Origin of the sequence: Thermodesulfovibrio sp. 3462-1 (genome assembly GCF_040451425.1) — a bacterium.
Taxonomy (GTDB): Bacteria; Nitrospirota; Thermodesulfovibrionia; order Thermodesulfovibrionales; family Thermodesulfovibrionaceae; genus Thermodesulfovibrio; species Thermodesulfovibrio obliviosus.
This window is the reverse complement of the sequence record NZ_CP144374.1, coordinates 1,221,593-1,238,772: the sequence shown is the minus strand read 5'-3', so window position 1 is coordinate 1,238,772 and position 17,180 is coordinate 1,221,593. Positions and strand designations below refer to the sequence as shown.

Sequence of the window (17,180 nt, the reverse complement as noted above, 5' to 3'; positions counted from 1 at the left end):
GAATGGTAGAAAATGGAAATTAGATGATCAAACAAAAGCTGAAAAAACTTTTAAAATTTCTATTCATTTCTCCTTCTTTGAAAATAAGTATTCTTAGCGGTCTTTTGCCACTGGAGGTTAAAGGGAAAATTTTAGAGGATTATCTGGCATTAGTTTTTGTTAAAGATTTTTAGAAAAAAAGGGAGAGACATCATGGAGGCGTTGAAGTGATGTATGCGAAGATATAGGTTTGCGCATACCCACTTGACTTTTTTTTAATTCTGTTTTTTAATAGATAACGATTAACATGTTCAACTGGGATTGGCAAACAAAGGAAAAATTAGTATGTGATGTGAACGACTGGAAAAACAGATTCAATTTTGTCCATGAATTTGTCCCAAGTCCTGATGGAGAAAAGATTGCTGCAGTTGTTGAAATTGAAGACAAAAAGGTTACGCCATGCATAAATGGAAAAACATGGGATGACACATTTGAAAGAGTTTGTTTTTTAAGGCTTATTCCTGATGGTTCTGTTACCTGCCTTGTTTTGAAGAATTATGAATGGACAATGGCAAAGGATGAGGTTTTGCTTGATGAAACTTTTGATTATGCATGGAATCTTCAGTTCAGCAAAGATGCATCATGCGCAGCCTTTAATATAAAAAAAGGAGATTCCTATGGAGCCTGTGTAAATGGAAAGGTTTGGGATAATCTCTTTTTTGATGCGAGGGATTTATTTATCTCACCTGATGCCAAAAAAACAGCCTGCTATGTAAGGACAAAAAATCCTCAGGTGCTTGATATATTTAGTTTTAAAGAAGGAGTATGGACAGTTGCAGTTAATGGAGTTCCGTGGGATAAAAACTTTATTTCTGTTTTTGGATTAACTTTCAGTCCTGATGGGAAAAGGATTGCTGCTACAGTCAGGCTTTCCCAGCAGGAATTTACAGTGGCAGTTGATGGAGCTCTGTGGAAGGAGATTTTTCCTAATGCATGGGAGCCTGCTTTCATCAATGAAAATGATGTATGCGTTCCTGTTAAAACAGATAAAGGATGGACACTGGTTTTGAATGGAAAACCTTTATGGGATAAGTATTTTGTCCAGCTATGGAATCAGAGAGTTAGTCCTGATGGGAAAAGGATTGCAGCAGTTGTTGCCACAGAGTTTGGAAAATGGACAGTAGCTGTTGACGGAGTTGCATGGACAAAGACATTCTCTCAGGCTGTTCTGCCTCCTCAATTCAGTCCTGATGGTAAAAAAGTAGCATCTGTTGTAAGGGAAAACAATTTATGGACAGTGGCTGTTGACGGAATTGCATGGAGCGAAGGCTTTGAAAGAGTATGGACACCCCAATTCAGCCCTGATGGTTCTCACATTGTTGCAAAAGTAGAAAGGGACGGAGTTTTCTTTATAGTGCTTGATGGAAAGATTGGAAAGGATGTTTTTGAGATGCTGTGGGAGCCTGTTTTCAGTCCTGATGGAGAAAAAATTTTAGTAAGATGTCTCAAAAATGGAAAGTATTATAGAAAAATTTTTACAATTGGAGAGATTTTAAGATAATGGAGCAGTTTTTCAGAGATCCATCAATTTATACACTGGCGAGAGGTCCACTTGTCTGGCTTGCCTTTGTGATGTTTTTTGCCGGGATATTTTATCGTGTTTATCACAGCATTCAGCTTGCAAAAAAAGAAAAGGTAATATATCCTTATCTGAGCTTTAAATACACTCTTCGTTCTATCATTCATTGGCTTATACCCTTTGGAAGTATAAGTATGAGAAGACATCCATGGTTTACATTGCTGACTTTTGTTTTTCACATATGCGTTATTTTAACTCCTTTATTTTTAGCCGGTCATATCGAGCTGTGGTATGACTCATGGAAGATTAGCTGGTGGAGTTTGCCTCAGTCCCTGGCTGATGCAATGACATTGCTTGTCATATTTGCTATAATTCTGCTTGTTATCCGTAGAATAATTCAACCAGATGTGAGATTTCTTACTGGTAGGGAGATTATATGGCAATTATTATTGTAGCTGCACCTTTTATAACAGGATTTCTTGCCCATTATGAGCTTTTCTTTGAGTATAGAATAATGCTTACGATTCACATGATTACGGGAGAAATCATGCTTGCTACTATTCCTTTTACGAGACTCAGCCACATGTTTTTCTTCTGGCTCATAAGGACTCATATTGGAAGTGAGTTTGGTGCAGTAAGACATTCAAGGGATTATTGATATGACAGAGTTTGTTAGAAAGACAGTAGCAGACATAGGAATTGACAAAACCTTAGAAGAAATTGATGAAGTTAGAATAAAAAAGGCTATTGATTGGGTTTTAAAAAGAGAAGCCTCTGCAAGGCTTAAAGTCTTTGTAGATACCTGTGTTAGATGTGGAATGTGTTCTACTTCCTGTCATCATTATTTATCCCATGATAATGATCCAACCTATGCACCTGCAGCCAAAGTAAAGCAAACAATATGGGATATACTCAATAAAAATGGCAATGTTGGTAAGGAGGACATAAAAAAATATGCAAGAATTGCCTTCTCTGAATGCAATCTTTGCCGGAGATGTGTTCAGTTCTGTCCCTTTGGTATTGATATTGCTTATTTAATTAGCCTTGTAAGAAGAATATGTTGCCTTATTGGCGCAGTTCCTCAGTATATTCAGGATCAGGCATTGAGTCACATGCAGACAACAAATATGTTGTGGTTTAGACAGGATGAATGGCTTGATACAGTTCAATGGCTTGAAGATGAACTGAGGGCAGAAATTAAAAATGCAAGAATTCCAGTGGGTAAAAAAGACGCTGAAATTCTTTATCTTGCCCATGGACTTGAGGCAAAATACATGACTGGGCTTCTTGCTAACATGGCAAAGATAATGAATGTGGCAAAGGTTGACTGGACAATGCCTGATTGTGATGGATGGGATTATACAAACAAATCTTTTTATGCTCAGGATCATGAAACTTTTCAGAAAGTGGTGAGAACTCACTATGAAGTTGCCTTTAAATTGAATGTTAAGAGAATTGTTATGGGAGAGTGCGGACATGCCTACAGAACAGGCATATATGAAGGAACAAGACTTATTGGCTGGAAGGAAAATCCAATTCCCTATCTATATGGTGTTGAGTTCTTCTACGAACTCTTAAAAAACAACAGAATAAAAATCAGCCAAAAAATTAAAGAACCTGTAACATTGCAGGATCCCTGTAATATCATCAGATATAGAGGACTAAGAGAAAAACTCAGATATATTGTAAACAGTCTTTGCGAAAACTTTATAGAGATGTCGCCAAAAGATGACCATAACTACTGTTGTTCTGCTGGCGGAGGAATGATTGATGCGGGTCCGCCATGGAAGATGGCAAGAATTGAAGGCGGTAGAATAAAGGCAGAACAGATAAAAGACACAGGAGCAAAAATAGTGATTGCACCATGTCATACCTGTCATAAGGGAATTGAAGACTTAAATGACTATTACAAGCTTGGAGTTCATGTAAAGTTTTTAACAGACATGATTGCAGAGCAAATGGAAATTCCTGAAGAGATGAGAGCATGAGGAAAATTGGGTTTATAGGAATTTTGCTGTTTGTAGTTTTCTCTGGATTAGGTATCTATGCTTCGCTGTCTTCAGAACCTGTCAGTAAAAGCCCAGAGGCAGGTAAAGATATTATCGCAATTGCACATAAAGAAATATTTTGGCAGACTTGAATATGGCACGGTCTTATTTGAACATCAAAAGCATGTTGAAGCTCTGACAAAGGCTTTTAAAAAGCCTGATGAAAGAATTTGTCAGGATTGTCATGTTCAGGACAAATTCGGTGAATTTTCCTTTGAGTTTCCTAAAAACATTGATAGAAAGGATTCTTCACTGCTTAAGAATGCCTATCATGAGCAGTGCCTGAGATGTCATCAAAAATTAAGCTTTGAAAAAATTAAAACAGGGCCTGTAATTCTCTCCTGCAGGGAATGCCATAAGAAAGAAAATGATGATATGATAGTTAAACATCCTTCAGTGGAGTTTGATTTTTCCCTTCATGACAAACATGTGAAAAAACATAAAAAAAGACTGTAGTCTTTGCCATCATATATATGACATTGAAGAGAAAAACAAAGAACTTGCACTGGTATATGAGAAAGGAACTGAGCAGTCCTGTTATTACTGTCATGATTTAAATAAGAAGAAAGGACCGGAACTTTCAAAAATAGTAAAAATAGCAAAACAGGACAATTGGAATATTGAAAGAGCCTTTCACAGCTTGTGTTTAAACTGTCATTTACATAATAAGTTAGAGGCTAAGGAAGCAGGACCACTAAAGTGTTCAAAGTGTCATACAGGAAAATATAAAACAATTGAGGAACTTAAAGATATTCCAAGACCTGAAAGGGATCAGCCAAAGATTGCCTTCATAAACATTGAAGAAGCAAAAATGAAAGGAGTTTCGTTTGATCATGAGTTTCACGAAAAGAATAATAAGACATGTAGAAGCTGCCATCATGAAACACTAAAAAGTTGTAGAGAATGTCATAATTTAAAAGGCAAACAGGAAGGTGGATTTGTAAATATTCTTACAGCCTATCATTCGCAAAACTCGCAGATGAGCTGTCAGGGCTGTCATAGAAATTTAACCAGTAAGAAAGAATGCATTGGCTGTCATTACTTTATTGCACCAGTTAAAACAGAGGTGGCAAACAAAGAAATATGTAGCAGATGCCACAGTGGTAAAAAAGAGATTGAAAAGGTTGCTCCATTCATTGTTTCACCTCAAAAAGTGAAGGAAGAAGTTGCGATAAAACATATTGAAAAGGAGTTTAATCCTGTTAAGATGCCTCATTATAAAATGGTAAAAAAACTTGCAGAAATATCAAATCAAAGCAAGGTTGCAACATATTTCCATAAGGATTTAAATACAATTTGTAAAGGTTGTCATCATAAAAGTAAAGAAGAAGCCGAAGCAAAGACAGCACCTCTTTGTGTTAGTTGCCACAGTGTATCATTTGACTCTCAGGTGCCTGCAAGACCAAGACTTCAATCTGCTTATCATGGAATGTGTATTAGTTGTCATGAAAACATGGAGTTACAGAAACCAAAAACCTGCACTGATTGTCATGAAAGAAAAGGAGGGATATAAAAATGTACATCCTTGAACAGCTTTTTTCTCATCATGGAGCTGAGTATGCCATTGCTGTGCTTTCAATATTTGCATTTATTGTTATTGTGGGAATGCTAAGGGAAAGGAAAAGATATTGAGTTTATGGAGTACCACGGTATGAAAAGAAGAGAATTTTTAAAGAGGATATTGACAATTGCAGGAATTAGTCTGATTGGTGGAAAAGGAAATGTTTACGGAGAATCACCTTCAGATTTATCTCAGAGAGCTGTGAAATCAACAGGTAACATTGCAAATAGAAAGAATTGGTTAAAATATGAAGCATTAAAAGACAAGCAAAAGCCAAAGGAGCCCTATGCTGTGCTTGTTGACCTTACAAAATGTATTGGATGCAGAAGATGTGAATGGGCATGCAATGAATGGAATAAAAATCCGAATAAGCCAATTAAAGAGTTTGAGGAATCAAAAGATAAAAAACCTTCAGTCTTTGATAAAATACGAAGAACCTCTGCTGGAGCATTTACAGTTGTTAATAGATTTTACGAAAATGGTCGCCCTGTTTATGTAAAAAAACAATGCATGCATTGCACTGAACCTGCCTGTCAGGCTGCATGTTTTGTAGATGCCTTTAAGAAAACTCCTCATGGAGCAGTGCTTTATAATCCTTCTTTATGCGTGGGCTGTCGTTACTGCATGATTGCATGTCCTTTTGATATTCCAGCTTATGAATACTATGATCCAATTACACCCCAGATTACAAAGTGCACAATGTGCTTTGATAGAATAACAGAGTCTCAGATTCCTGCTTGTGTAGAAATATGTTCTGCTGATGCTTTAAGATTTGGACCAAGAAATGAGATGCTGAAGCTTGCCTATGAGACAATAAATAAAAATCCTGAAAGATATATACCTCATGTTTATGGAGAGCATGAAGCAGGTGGAACAAACTGGCTTTATATTTCAGGAGTTTCATTTGAAAAATTAGGATTTCCAAAGCTTGACAAAAATCCTATTCCATCTTACAGTAAAAATTTTCTATTTACAGTAAAGGTGCTTGAGATTATTGCTGCAGCACCACTTGTTTGGGGAGCCTATTACATGATTTCAAAAAACAGAAAGAAAAAAGAATCACAGGATGTGCAGAGCAATGAGAAACAATAGCTGGTTTAAGGAAAAAATACTTTTGGGAATGGACTTTAAAGAGTATGTTTCAAAACATGCTACATTGCCATTTTTCATTGCCTTTTTAATTCTTGCCTTTTCTTTTTATTCAATGGCATACAGGCTCCTTTATGGACTTGGTCCTGCAACAAATCTCTCTGATACATATCCATGGGGATTGTGGATTAGCTTTGACATTCTTGCAGGAATTGCCCTTGCAGCACCGGGACTTACAGTAGGCACAGCAGTTTATCTCTTCGGCCTAAAAGACTACAAAAAATTTGCTCGTCCAGCAATTCTTTCAAGTCTTCTTGGTTATGTTTTTGCAGTCTTTGCATTGATGTTTGACCTTGGTAGATACTACCGTGTTCCCTATGTAATTGGCTGGTCATGGGGATTAAATTCAATACTGTTTCTCATAGCACCATCTAAGATTCATCCTCTCTGGTATTCGGCATTACTGCCGTTGTTTTTCCTCATCTCTGCAGTTTTTGCTGGAATTTCAATGGTCATAATTGAAAGCACTATATCACATAAAATCTTTAAAGAATACATAAAAGAGTTTGATGAAAAAGACTTCGATAGAAAGACAATAGGGCTTGCTAAGGCTCTTGTTGTATCGCTTTTTGTATATTTAATTCTTAAAATTCTTGACCTTACCCATTACGATAACTGGCATTATCTAAATACTGATTATGGCTACTGGTATCTTTTTGAAATTGTCGGATTTGTAATGACTCCTGCATTGATTTTAATAAATGCAATAAAAACAAATAATGCTAAAGTAGTTAGAGTAATAGCCTTTGTCGTTGCTTTTGGAGTAATTGTTAATCGTTTTAATGTAAGTCTCATTGCCTACAACTGGTATATTCCTCTTTCTGATAAATACTATCCTACCTGGATGGAAGTGGCGCTCTCTCTGGGAGTTGTTACATTAATAATTCTTTTTTATAGATTCATTGTCAGAAGAATGCCTATTTTGTCATAGAGTTTACATTTTTAACGGTTCATACTTTATCTTTGATATTCTTTGACCTACCATTTCAATAACTTTGAAAACTTTACCATTAACATTTACAGTGTCACCAACGCGGGGAATTCTTTGAAGAGCTGTAAGAATAAATCCTCCAAGAGTATCATACTCTTCTGATTCTTCAATTTCTATTCCATAGTCTTCTTTTAAATCTCTTATTGAGATGGTTGCATCAATTATCATTGAACCATCTGCAAGCATTATTACAGGCATTTCAGTATCATACTCATCTCGTATCTCACCTACCAATTCTTCAATAATATCCTCAAGAGTTACAAGACCAGTTACAATACCGTATTCATCAACAACCAATGCCATATGAACTCTTTTTTTCTGCATCTCTTTAAGAAGAATGTTAATTTTCATTGTTTCAGGAACAAACATTGGAGGCTTTAGAAGTCTTTTTATATCCAGTGTTTCTGGATTTTTAATAAGTGCATTATAAAAATCCTTTGCATGAAGTATTCCTCTGATGTCATTTAAGTCTTTTCCCAGTGCAGGATATCTTGAAAACTTTTCATCCATGATAATCTTTTTAATCTCATCAATGCTCATGTAAATACTAACAGTAACCATTTGAGGAGCCGGGACCATTATTTCTTTAACTGTTATTTCACTAAAACTAAATGCACTGTGAATGAGTTGACGCTCTTCAGGTTCAAATATGCCTTTTTCTTCTCCCTCTTCAATTAGAAGCTTTAATTCTTCTTGAGAAATAAAGCCTCTCTGGGAAAATGCTTTGAGTCCAAAGGGTTTGAGAACAAAATTTGTGCTAATAGTGAGAATTTTTACAAAAATAAATGTTAATTTTGAAAACTTATCGATAAATTTTGCAGTTTTTAAACTTACCCAATCAGGATGAACAAGAGCAATGGACTTTGGAATTAGTTCACCGAGTACTACTAAAAAGTAGGTAACTAATATGACAACTATAGCTAAAGAGATTGCTTCAGCAGAAACTTTTAAAAAATTGAATGGTAGAAGTTCAATCAATGGTTTTATATTTTCTACTGCATAAGCACCTGCCAGAGCTGAAGCAAGGCTGCCTATAAGGGTAATTCCAACTTGAATTGTCGCAAGGAATTTATCTGGATTTTCTTTGAATTTTTTAACTATTTCAGCATTTGGATTTTTTTCTTCAATTAGCTGTTTAAGTCTTGATCTTCTTAATGTAACAACTCCAATTTCAGCTGCAGCAAAAAAACTGTTTAAAATAATCAAAAAAAATATTAAAAAAATTTCGTTCATATTGTTGAAATTTTTTTAGCCAGTGCCTCTGCTACCTCCTGTGTTCCTGCTGGTGGATTTGGATCATCAGGTGATTTCATATCATAGGTTACAAATTTTCCTTCTTCTATGATTTCTGCTACAGCTTTTTCTATTTTGTTAGCAGCCTCTGTTTCACCAAGATGTTTTAACATCATAACTGCACTTAATATTATTGCAAAAGGATTTACTTTATTCAATCCTTTATATTTTGGTGCACTTCCATGAGTGGGCTCAAAAACAGCATATTCATCACCAATGTTTGCACCTGGTGCCAGTCCAAGTCCTCCAATTAATCCTGCTGCAAGGTCACTTATAATGTCTCCATAAAGATTTGGTAGTACAAGCACATCATAAAGCTCTGGTTTTTGAACGAGTTGCATACACATGTTATCCACTATTTTATCTTCAAACTCTATGTCTGGATAACTGGTTGCTACCTGTCGTGCAACTTCAAGGAAAAGTCCGTCAGTGTATTTCATAATATTTGCTTTGTGCACAGCAGTAACTTTTTTTCTTCCGTTTTTTCTTGCATATTCAAATGCAAATCGGACAATTCGATCTGTTGCAAAAACTGAAATTGGTTTAATACTTATTCCAGAATCCTGTCTTATTCTTTTTCCTGTTTTTTCTTCAATAAATTTAATCAACTGAAGAGTATCAGCTTCATCTTTCTTAAATTCAATTCCTGCGTAAAGGTCTTCAGTGTTTTCTCTTATTATGACAAGATCGATATTTTCATATTTTGTTCTTGCACCTTTAAAGCTTTTGCAAGGTCTTACACAGGCATAAAGGTCTAAAGCCTGCCTGAGGGTGACATTTACACTTCTGAAACCTGTTCCAACAGGTGTTGTTATTGGTCCTTTTATTGCTATTTTATTTTTTTTAATTGAATTTATTACTCTATCTGGTAGAGGATTTCCCTCTTTTAAATAAACTTCCTCACCAGCATTCTGAATCTCCCAGTTAATTTTTACTCCTGTGGCTTCTACAACTCGCATCATTGCTTCTGATATTTCAGGACCAATTCCATCTCCTGGAATGAGTGTGATAGTATACATTTATCAGTCCTCCTTATGGTGTTACTGTAAGAATCTGCCTGACGATGTCAGGATACTGGGCTATAAACCTAAGCTCATCATCAGTGAGAGGTTTCTGAGTATGTAAATTTGCATACTGAACAAGTTCAAGTATTTTTCTTGCTTCATTGTCATCATGAAATTCTATGCCAAGCTTGCTGTATACATATCTGAATCCTTTTATTCCACCGTATTCTCCAGTGGTGATAATCCTTCCTGTTTCAAGAAGTTCTGGCTCTCCACGACCAACATCTTCTGGAGAGTAAAGTTCGTAATTGGCTCTGTCTTTTAAAACTCCATCAGCATGAATGCCTGATTCATGAGCAAATGCATTTGCACCAGTGCCTGGCTGATTTATAGGAATTGGAATATTAAAAGCATAGGAGGCGTATTTTGCAATCTTCCATGCCATTTTAAGATTAACATGTTCATCAAGAGGACACTTTTCTTTCAGTCCATGGGAAAACTTCAGAGCAAGAATTGTTGAGACTAAATCAGCATTGCCAGCTCTTTCACCATATCCATTTACTGTTGTATTTATGTAACTGTCTACTCCTGCTTCTACTGTAGCCTGAGCTCCTGCTACAGAGACTGCTTCTGCCATGCCAAGGTCATTATGACAGTGCATTTCAATGGGGAATTTTGTTGCCAGAGCAAGAGTATGAATTCTTTCATAAATTGTAATGGGGTCTTCGCATCCCAGTGTATCACAATAGCGGAATCTATCTCCACCTGCTTCTTTACCTGCAAGAATAAATTCAATGAGTCTGCTGAGTTCGGTACGAGAGGCATCTTCTGCATTAAATCCTACTGTTTCTGCTCCAAGTTCTTTAGCAAGTTTTACAGCATTATACATGCTTTTTACTATATCATCCCATGTTTTTCTTCCCTGAAACTTACCCTGTATCATAATTTCAGATGTAGAGATTGAAAGATTTAAGTGTTTAAGTTTTGGGCAGTTTTTAAATGCTAACTCCACATCTTCAGGAATAGCTCTTGCCCAGCCTTCAAGATGAATTCTTTTAAAAACTCCCATCTCAGCAAGTTCAAGATTGGCATTAATGTAATTAATTTCATGTTTTAGGGTAGGGAATCCAATTTCACTCTGATAAACGCCCATCTCATCAAGATATAAATTAAGCATTGTTTTTGAAAGCTTTGGAAGCAGTATTCTTGAAGTCTGAACGCCATCTCTATTTGTTACATCAATAAGATAAACTTTTGGCTTGTCTGCCATTTAATCCTCCTTTTTTGAAAATTTGTTATTTTCTTTGTGATATTTCTCTTGGAATGGCTACTTTACCTGTTCTAACAAATTCTTTTATTCCAAAGGGTTTCATAAGTTCTATAAAAGCCTGAATCTTTTTTTCATCTCCTGTGACTTCTATTGTATATGTTGTAGGCCCTGAATCAACAACTCTTCCACGAAATATTTCAACTGTTTTTAATACCTCAAGTCTATTTTCCTTTCTTGGTGCTATTTTAATTAAAACCATTTCTCTTTCTACATGATCTATTTCTGTTAAATCAACTACTTTTATAACATCAACAAGTCTGTTAAGCTGTTTTGTAATTTGTTCAATAACTCTATCATCACCTGTTGTTACGATTGTCATTATTGATATTTGAGGATCAATTGTTTCTCCAACTGAAAGACTTTCTATATTATAACCTCTGCCACTGAACAATCCTGCAATTCTTGCCAGAACTCCAAATTTGTTTTCTACTAAAACAGAAATTGTGTGTCTCACTTTTTCCTCCTATTTGACCGCTTTCAGCTTGCGCTCTTTTTTCTTTTCTTCCAAAATCATTTGATCAATAGGAGCTCCAGGTGGCACCATAGGATAAACCTTTTCCTTCCAATCAACAACAAAATCCATAAATACTGGCTTTCTTATTGATAAAGCTTCTTTTATTACAGGTTCTACTTCACTTGGTTTTGTTGCTCTTAATCCCACTGCACCGTAAGCTTCGGCAACTTTTACAAAATCTGGTGCTGTGCTTAAATAAGTATGAGAGTATCTTTCATTATAAAAAAGCTCTTGCCATTGTCTTACCATTCCAAGATAGCTGTTGTTTAATATGGCAACCTTTACAGGTAAATCATAAACAACAGCTGTTGCCAGTTCTTGAATATTCATCTGAATACTTCCGTCTCCTGCTATATCAATCACTGTCATCTGAGGAAATGCAAGTTGAGCACCAATTGCTGCAGGAAAACCATATCCCATTGTGCCAAGTCCACCTGATGTTACAAATCTGCGAGGTTTGTCAAATTTATAAAACTGTGCTGCCCACATCTGATTCTGACCAACCTCTGTTGTAATAATTGCGTCTCCTTTTGTAATCTCATATATCTTTTCAATAACATACTGAGGTTTTATAACTTCTGGGTCAAATTCGTATGTAAGAGGTTTTTCCTTTTTCCATTGATTTATCTGTTTAAGCCATGCCTTTCTTACTTCTTCCCACTGAGGCTTTATTTCTTCTTTGAGAATCTTGTTTAATACCTGAAGCACTCTGCTAACATCTCCAACTATGGGAATGTCAACTCTTACATTTTTACGAATTGATGTAGGATCAATATCTATATGAATAATTTTTGCCTGAGGAGCAAAAGCATCTGTTTTTCCTGTGACTCTGTCATCAAATCTCATTCCAATTGCGATTATTAGATCCGAGTTCTGCACTGCCATGTTTGCGTAGTAAGTGCCATGCATTCCAAGCATTCCCAGCGAAAGCTCATGAGTGCGCGGAAAGCTACCAAGTCCCATAAGGGTGTTTGCAACAGGAATTTGTGTCATCTCTGCAAGCTCTTTTAAATGTTCATGAGCTTCAGAAATAATACAACCTCCTCCAGCAATAATTACAGGTTTCTTCGCTTTAGCAATTTCTTGTGCTGCTTTTTTTATCATATAAATATTGCCTTCGTAAGTTGGGTTATAGCTTCTTATGTGAACTGTCTCTGGCCAGATAAACTCTGCCTTGCCCTGGGTTACATCCTTAGGAAGGTCGACAAGAACAGGTCCTGGTCTTCCTGTAGTTGCAATATAGAAGGCTTCTCTTATCTGTTTTGCCAAATCTTTAACATCTTTTACAAGGATGTTGTATTTTGTGCAGGGTCTTGTAATTCCTACAATATCTGCTTCCTGAAAAGCGTCATTTCCAATAAGAAATGTTGGCACCTGACCTGTAAAAATAACAAGAGGGACAGAGTCCATATAAGCAGTTGCTATACCTGTGACAGTATTTGTTGCACCAGGACCACTTGTTACCAATACAACCCCTGGTTTCCCACTTACTCTTGCATATCCATCAGCAGCATGGGTGGCTCCCTGTTCATGCCTTGTAAGAATTAGCTTTATATCTGGATCATCGTAAAGAAGGTCAAAGATATCAAGAATTACTCCTCCGGGGTATCCAAAAATATGTTTTACCCCCTCTCTCTTAAGGCACTCAATTAAAATTTCTGCACCTTTCATCTTTGCCATGGCTATATCCTTATTTTATAATTTTTAAACAATAGAATACCACAATAATTTTTATCTAATCAATATATCAAGCATTTTTATGCTTTTGAATACCTCTTCAGGCGTATGGGCTTCAATTGTGTAAATACAATTTTTATTTTTCAATAATTTAAAAAATTTTTCAAATTCAAAGCAGCCACTTCCAATAGAAAGATGTTCATCAAATTTTTTATTGTTATCATGAAGATGAAGCTCTACAATGTAATCATTCAAACATGCAAGCCATTCATCAATGCTCTTTTTTGAAAAAAGATTAAAATGTCCTGTATCAAAACATACTCCAAAATAAGGTGAAGAAAGTTCTTTCATAAGCATTAGAAGATTTTCAGGTTCTTCTTCAAAAATGTTTTCTATGGCGATTTTAATATTCAGTTGTTCAGCTCTTGGTAAAATTTTTTCCCATGTTTTAAGGCTTGCCTCAAGCCAGACTTCTACTTTAAAGGCATACTTCCATTTTTCATAGCCTGAATGAAAAACTATTGATACTGGATTTAATATCTCAGCAATATCAAAAACTTGATTAAATCTTTCTATGGTCACTTCTCTTACCTTTGAATCAACTGCACCAGGAGATAAATCCATAAAAGGTGCGTGGAAAGATAATGCAGGCTCATAGAATAGAGTTTTTTTAAGTTTTTCTGTATCCTTTGTAGTAATACAATCAAGTGATTGAGAGTCAAAATATATTTCAAGGTTAAGTTTTTCTTTCTGAATGGTATCAATGTAATTATAAATTTTGTTATATGGCACATGGATATGTATGTTTTTCATTTATGTGGATTTTTCCTCTGATTTTTTGGAATTTGTATTTGAATTGGAAGAGCCATTTCCTGAGTTGTTTTTTCTTGCATAGTCTGTTACATACCAACCACTTCCCTTTAAAATAAAAGAAGACTTGGATATAAGTTTTTTAAGTTCTCCTCCGCAAACAGGACAATTTTTTAAGGGTTCTTCGCTAAATTTCTGAATGACTTCGTGAACTTTGTGGCATTTCATACATTCATACTCATAAATTGGCATTTAACTAAACACCTCCTTCATGAAAATGTTGATAGATTTTATTTTAAAATATCTTTGTTTATTTTTGGTATAATTAAGTAAAAATTTTTTAAGGAGGATTCAGGCATGAAAGTCCTTGTAACTGGTGGAGCCGGTTTTATAGGAAGTGATTTTGTAAAACTGGCTGCGAGAAAAGGCTGGAAAGTTACTGTTGTTGATAAATTGACTTATGCAGGGGATATGGAAAGACTTAAACCAATTCAAGACAGAATAGATTTCTATAATGTAGATATTCTTAACAAAGAAGAATTAAGAAAAATATTTGAAAAACATAAACCCAAAGTAGTATTACATTTTGCAGCTGAGACAAATATAGACAGATCAGTCATAGAGCCGAGCATTTTTATGGAAACAAACATTATAGGTACTATATATCTTCTTGAGCTTGTTAAAGAATTTGAAGTAGAAAAATTTATAAATATTACTTCTTATGAAGAATATGGGAATATTAAAGAAGGAGAAAGAGATGAAGATTGTCCTTTAAATCCTCGTTCTCCCTATGCTGTAAGTAAAGCATCAGCAGATATGCTTGGGCAGGTTTACTGGAGAGCATTGAAAGTTCCTGTTATTACTTTAAGACTTTGCAGTATTTACGGTCCATGGCAGAATCCTGAAAGACTTATACCTATGACAATACTTAAGGCTTTGCGAAATGAGCATATTCCGGTTTATGGTACAGGCGATATAATCCGAGAATGGTTATATCTTTGTGATTGTATAAGAGCAATCTTTGCAGTCTTAGAAAAGGGCAACCCAGGAGAAGTCTACAATGTGGGAAGTGGAGAAAGATTTCAGGTCATAGATATTGTAAAACAGATACTAAAAATGCTTGAAAAACCAGAAACTCTAATAAAATTTATGCCTGACCGTCCAGGGCATGAAAGAAGAATTGCCATTTGTAGTGAAAAAATTAAAAACAAAACAGGCTGGTTACCATTAACAAAGCTTGAATCAGGATTAAAATATACAGTAGAGTGGAATTTAAATAACAGGACATGGCTTTTTAAAAAGTTGTTTTATTATGAAGACTTATGGAGCAGGTTATACAAAGAAGAATAAATTACTATATCGGCACATCAGGCTGGCAATACGGACACTGGAAAGGAATTTTTTATCCTGAACAATTAAGATATTCAGAATGGTTGTCTTATTATTGCAGGCATTTCTCAACTGTAGAAATAAATGTAACTTTTTATAGAGACGTACGACCTTCAACATTTCAAAAATGGTATACTCTCACACCAGAAGATTTTCTATTTTCAGTAAAACTTTCAAGGCAGATAACACATTTTAAAAGACTTAGAGTGGATAAAAATTTGCTGAACAGTTTTATTGAAAAGTATGCTTCTTTAAAAGAAAAATTGGGTATCATTTTAATTCAACTCCCGCCTGGATTAAAATTTGATGAATCTCTGTTTAATGATTTTGTCTCGTTGATTGACAAAAAATATAGATATGCAATTGAGGTTAGAAATAAAACCTTTATAAACGATAATTTCTTTGAAATTTTGAAGCAAAATAACATAGCGTTCTGTATAGCAGATTCTGCTGGAAGATTTCCTTACTACGAAGCCATTACAGCAAATTTTGTTTATGTGAGGCTGCATGGCTCACAAAGGCTTTATGCATCAGAATATACAGATGAGGAATTAAGACAGTGGGCTCAAAAACTTAAGGTATGGAATAAGCCTAGCTTTTTTTATTTTGACAACGACTTTCTGGGATACGCTGTAAAAAATGCATTGAGGCTTAAAGAGCTTCTTACTGGCATTTCCCATTCTCAAAAATAGGACATACTCCTTCCTGAGTATTTGTTTGAGGAGCTTTACTGAGCAGATATTCTTTTATACTGTTCTGTCCAACAATAAATTTTTTCGTTGTGCCTTCATCACAAAAAAGAACAGGGACATGGTCTATTTTTAGAGCTCTAAGAGTGCCTACAATTTCTTTTGCTTCAATAGTCTGAACTGAAAGTGAATGCGTTTTACAGAACTGTATTACCTCTTCACAATGGGGACACCCTCTGGAATAAACAATCACATACCTGGAAGAAGGTATTAGATTAATCCCAGGATTTACAAAGTAAGTTATTAAAAATACACAAACAAAACCAGCAAATGCATAAGCCATTTCTAACCGTTTTTTAAATAATCTTACAACACTACTTATGAAAAGAATTCCAAAGACAGTAAGACAAAAGATACATAGTTCTTTAATTATAAATAGTTGGAAACCAAGCAAATAACCTTCTACTGATAATGCTGCGATAAGAATCCCTGAATGAATATACTCAATTAATATTTTAATTTTCTGAGGAAATTTATAAAAAGAGATAAATATTAAGATTCCAAATAAGAGTAAACCTGCCAGAAGGAGAACAAGGTCTCCTCCTTTAACAAAACTTTCAACAATCCGACATCCCTGTGTTGTGCAGAGACTCTTACCATAAATATGAAAGATGGTTTCAGCTAATACAACTAAAAAACCAGTGAGATAAAATACTAAAGCCAAACTTTGAATTCTAAACTTTGAATCACCAAAGGCTTTAGTTTTAAACATATCTATAATATACCATAATTTGCTTACAGGATAAAGTATCCGCTGGGATTTCTAATCCTTCAAGGGCTTTTTCAATCACCTTAATGTGATTTTTCTCGTCTTCTGCAATAGTCATAAACATTTTTTGCCCACAGGATGGGAAACTTTCTCTGCTGCTTCTGTGTAAAACTTTACAGCATCTGTTTCCATTTTTAAAGCAAGTTCAATTGATTTCATAAAGTTCCTCCAAATTACTCTTCCGGTTCAAACATATCCTTTGTGGCACCACAAACAGGACAACTCCAGGTATCCGGCAAATTTTCAAAAGCTGTTCCTGCTGGAATACCGCTGTCAGGGTCTCCCTGTGCTGGATCATAAACATAACCACAAACACTGCATTTGTACTTTTTCATAGC

General features: G+C 35.3%; 20 protein-coding genes. 10 read left to right on the top strand and 10 right to left on the bottom strand.

Annotation, left to right across the window (positions count from 1 at the left end; all coding sequences use genetic code 11):
* The first annotated feature begins 286 nt into the window (after window positions 1-286).
* The 8 genes from tmcD to nrfD all read left to right on the top strand — a co-directional run bounded on the left by tmcD (window position 287) and on the right by nrfD (window position 7,247).
* Window positions 287-1,540: an electron transfer complex subunit TmcD gene (tmcD, locus tag V4D31_RS06260; RefSeq protein ID WP_353685600.1), complete on the top strand. Its 1,254-nt coding sequence runs from the start codon at window positions 287-289 to the stop codon at window positions 1,538-1,540.
* Window positions 1,540-2,013 (top strand): hypothetical protein, encoded by a 474-nt coding sequence (locus V4D31_RS06255; RefSeq protein WP_353685599.1) that lies wholly within the window; start codon window positions 1,540-1,542, stop codon window positions 2,011-2,013. The genes tmcD and V4D31_RS06255 overlap by 1 nt, the downstream gene beginning before the upstream one ends.
* The gene (locus V4D31_RS06250) at window positions 1,995-2,216 is read left to right on the top strand and encodes a hypothetical protein (protein WP_353685598.1); all 222 of its coding nucleotides are present in this window, start codon (window positions 1,995-1,997) and stop codon (window positions 2,214-2,216) included. Before V4D31_RS06255 ends, V4D31_RS06250 begins: the two co-directional genes overlap by 19 nt.
* Window position 2,217: 1 nt before the next feature.
* Window positions 2,218-3,546: a (Fe-S)-binding protein gene (locus V4D31_RS06245; RefSeq protein ID WP_353685597.1), complete on the top strand. Its 1,329-nt coding sequence runs from the start codon at window positions 2,218-2,220 to the stop codon at window positions 3,544-3,546.
* Window positions 3,547-3,603: 57 nt separating this feature from the next.
* Window positions 3,604-4,062 carry a cytochrome c3 family protein gene (locus V4D31_RS06240; protein ID WP_353685596.1) on the top strand — a complete coding sequence of 153 codons (459 nt, stop codon included), beginning with the start codon at window positions 3,604-3,606 and terminating at the stop codon, window positions 4,060-4,062.
* A gap of 184 nt (window positions 4,063-4,246) precedes the next feature.
* Window positions 4,247-5,119: a cytochrome c3 family protein gene (locus V4D31_RS06235; protein ID WP_353685595.1), complete on the top strand. Its 873-nt coding sequence runs from the start codon at window positions 4,247-4,249 to the stop codon at window positions 5,117-5,119.
* Between the two features lie 138 nt (window positions 5,120-5,257).
* Entirely contained in the window at window positions 5,258-6,259 is a 1,002-nt protein-coding gene (locus V4D31_RS06230) for a 4Fe-4S dicluster domain-containing protein (RefSeq protein WP_353685594.1), read from the top strand.
* Window positions 6,246-7,247, top strand: coding sequence for an NrfD/PsrC family molybdoenzyme membrane anchor subunit (gene nrfD, locus V4D31_RS06225; RefSeq protein WP_353685593.1), 1,002 nt, complete (start codon window positions 6,246-6,248; stop codon window positions 7,245-7,247). Before V4D31_RS06230 ends, nrfD begins: the two co-directional genes overlap by 14 nt.
* Before the next feature lie 3 nt (window positions 7,248-7,250).
* Here the strand turns inward: nrfD and V4D31_RS06220 are convergent, their stop codons facing one another.
* From V4D31_RS06220 to V4D31_RS06190, 7 genes are read right to left on the bottom strand one after another with little or no spacing between them, the layout of a single operon-like run.
* Window positions 7,251-8,540 (bottom strand): hemolysin family protein, encoded by a 1,290-nt coding sequence (locus V4D31_RS06220; protein ID WP_353685592.1) that lies wholly within the window; start codon window positions 8,538-8,540, stop codon window positions 7,251-7,253.
* Complete coding sequence (locus V4D31_RS06215; RefSeq protein ID WP_353685591.1) at window positions 8,537-9,619, bottom strand: isocitrate/isopropylmalate dehydrogenase family protein; 1,083 nt, start codon at window positions 9,617-9,619, stop codon at window positions 8,537-8,539. Before V4D31_RS06215 ends, V4D31_RS06220 begins: the two co-directional genes overlap by 4 nt.
* Before the next feature lie 13 nt (window positions 9,620-9,632).
* Window positions 9,633-10,874, bottom strand: a complete 1,242-nt coding sequence (locus tag V4D31_RS06210; RefSeq protein ID WP_353685590.1) for a homocitrate synthase — start codon at window positions 10,872-10,874, stop codon at window positions 9,633-9,635.
* Between the two features lie 25 nt (window positions 10,875-10,899).
* Window positions 10,900-11,388 (bottom strand): acetolactate synthase small subunit, encoded by a 489-nt coding sequence (gene ilvN, locus V4D31_RS06205; RefSeq protein WP_353685589.1) that lies wholly within the window; start codon window positions 11,386-11,388, stop codon window positions 10,900-10,902.
* A gap of 9 nt (window positions 11,389-11,397) precedes the next feature.
* Window positions 11,398-13,128, bottom strand: coding sequence for a biosynthetic-type acetolactate synthase large subunit (gene ilvB / locus V4D31_RS06200; protein ID WP_353685588.1), 1,731 nt, complete (start codon window positions 13,126-13,128; stop codon window positions 11,398-11,400).
* 51 nt (window positions 13,129-13,179) lie between these two features.
* Window positions 13,180-13,938, bottom strand: coding sequence for a sugar phosphate isomerase/epimerase family protein (locus V4D31_RS06195; protein ID WP_353685587.1), 759 nt, complete (start codon window positions 13,936-13,938; stop codon window positions 13,180-13,182).
* Window positions 13,939-14,187 (bottom strand): FmdB family zinc ribbon protein, encoded by a 249-nt coding sequence (locus V4D31_RS06190; protein WP_353685586.1) that lies wholly within the window; start codon window positions 14,185-14,187, stop codon window positions 13,939-13,941. It lies immediately after the preceding gene.
* 105 nt (window positions 14,188-14,292) lie between these two features.
* Here V4D31_RS06190 and V4D31_RS06185 point away from each other — a divergent pair, with 105 nt between their 5' ends.
* Both V4D31_RS06185 and V4D31_RS06180 read left to right on the top strand, forming a co-directional pair.
* A complete protein-coding gene (locus tag V4D31_RS06185; RefSeq protein ID WP_353685585.1) occupies window positions 14,293-15,285 on the top strand; it encodes a dTDP-glucose 4,6-dehydratase in 993 nt (330 codons plus the stop codon).
* Window positions 15,258-16,016 carry a DUF72 domain-containing protein gene (locus tag V4D31_RS06180; protein ID WP_353685584.1) on the top strand — a complete coding sequence of 253 codons (759 nt, stop codon included), beginning with the start codon at window positions 15,258-15,260 and terminating at the stop codon, window positions 16,014-16,016. Before V4D31_RS06185 ends, V4D31_RS06180 begins: the two co-directional genes overlap by 28 nt.
* Here the strand turns inward: V4D31_RS06180 and V4D31_RS06175 are convergent.
* From V4D31_RS06175 to rd, 3 genes are all read right to left on the bottom strand, one after another.
* The gene (locus V4D31_RS06175; RefSeq protein WP_353685583.1) at window positions 15,988-16,785 is read right to left on the bottom strand and encodes a hypothetical protein; all 798 of its coding nucleotides are present in this window, start codon (window positions 16,783-16,785) and stop codon (window positions 15,988-15,990) included. The two genes, V4D31_RS06180 and V4D31_RS06175, sit on opposite strands and share 29 nt — an antisense overlap.
* Window positions 16,778-16,906 carry a hypothetical protein gene (locus V4D31_RS06170; RefSeq protein ID WP_353685582.1) on the bottom strand — a complete coding sequence of 43 codons (129 nt, stop codon included), beginning with the start codon at window positions 16,904-16,906 and terminating at the stop codon, window positions 16,778-16,780. The genes V4D31_RS06175 and V4D31_RS06170 overlap by 8 nt, the downstream gene beginning before the upstream one ends.
* A gap of 109 nt (window positions 16,907-17,015) precedes the next feature.
* Window positions 17,016-17,177: a rubredoxin gene (gene rd / locus V4D31_RS06165; RefSeq protein WP_353685581.1), complete on the bottom strand. Its 162-nt coding sequence runs from the start codon at window positions 17,175-17,177 to the stop codon at window positions 17,016-17,018.
* Between the last annotated feature and the right edge of the window lie 3 nt (window positions 17,178-17,180).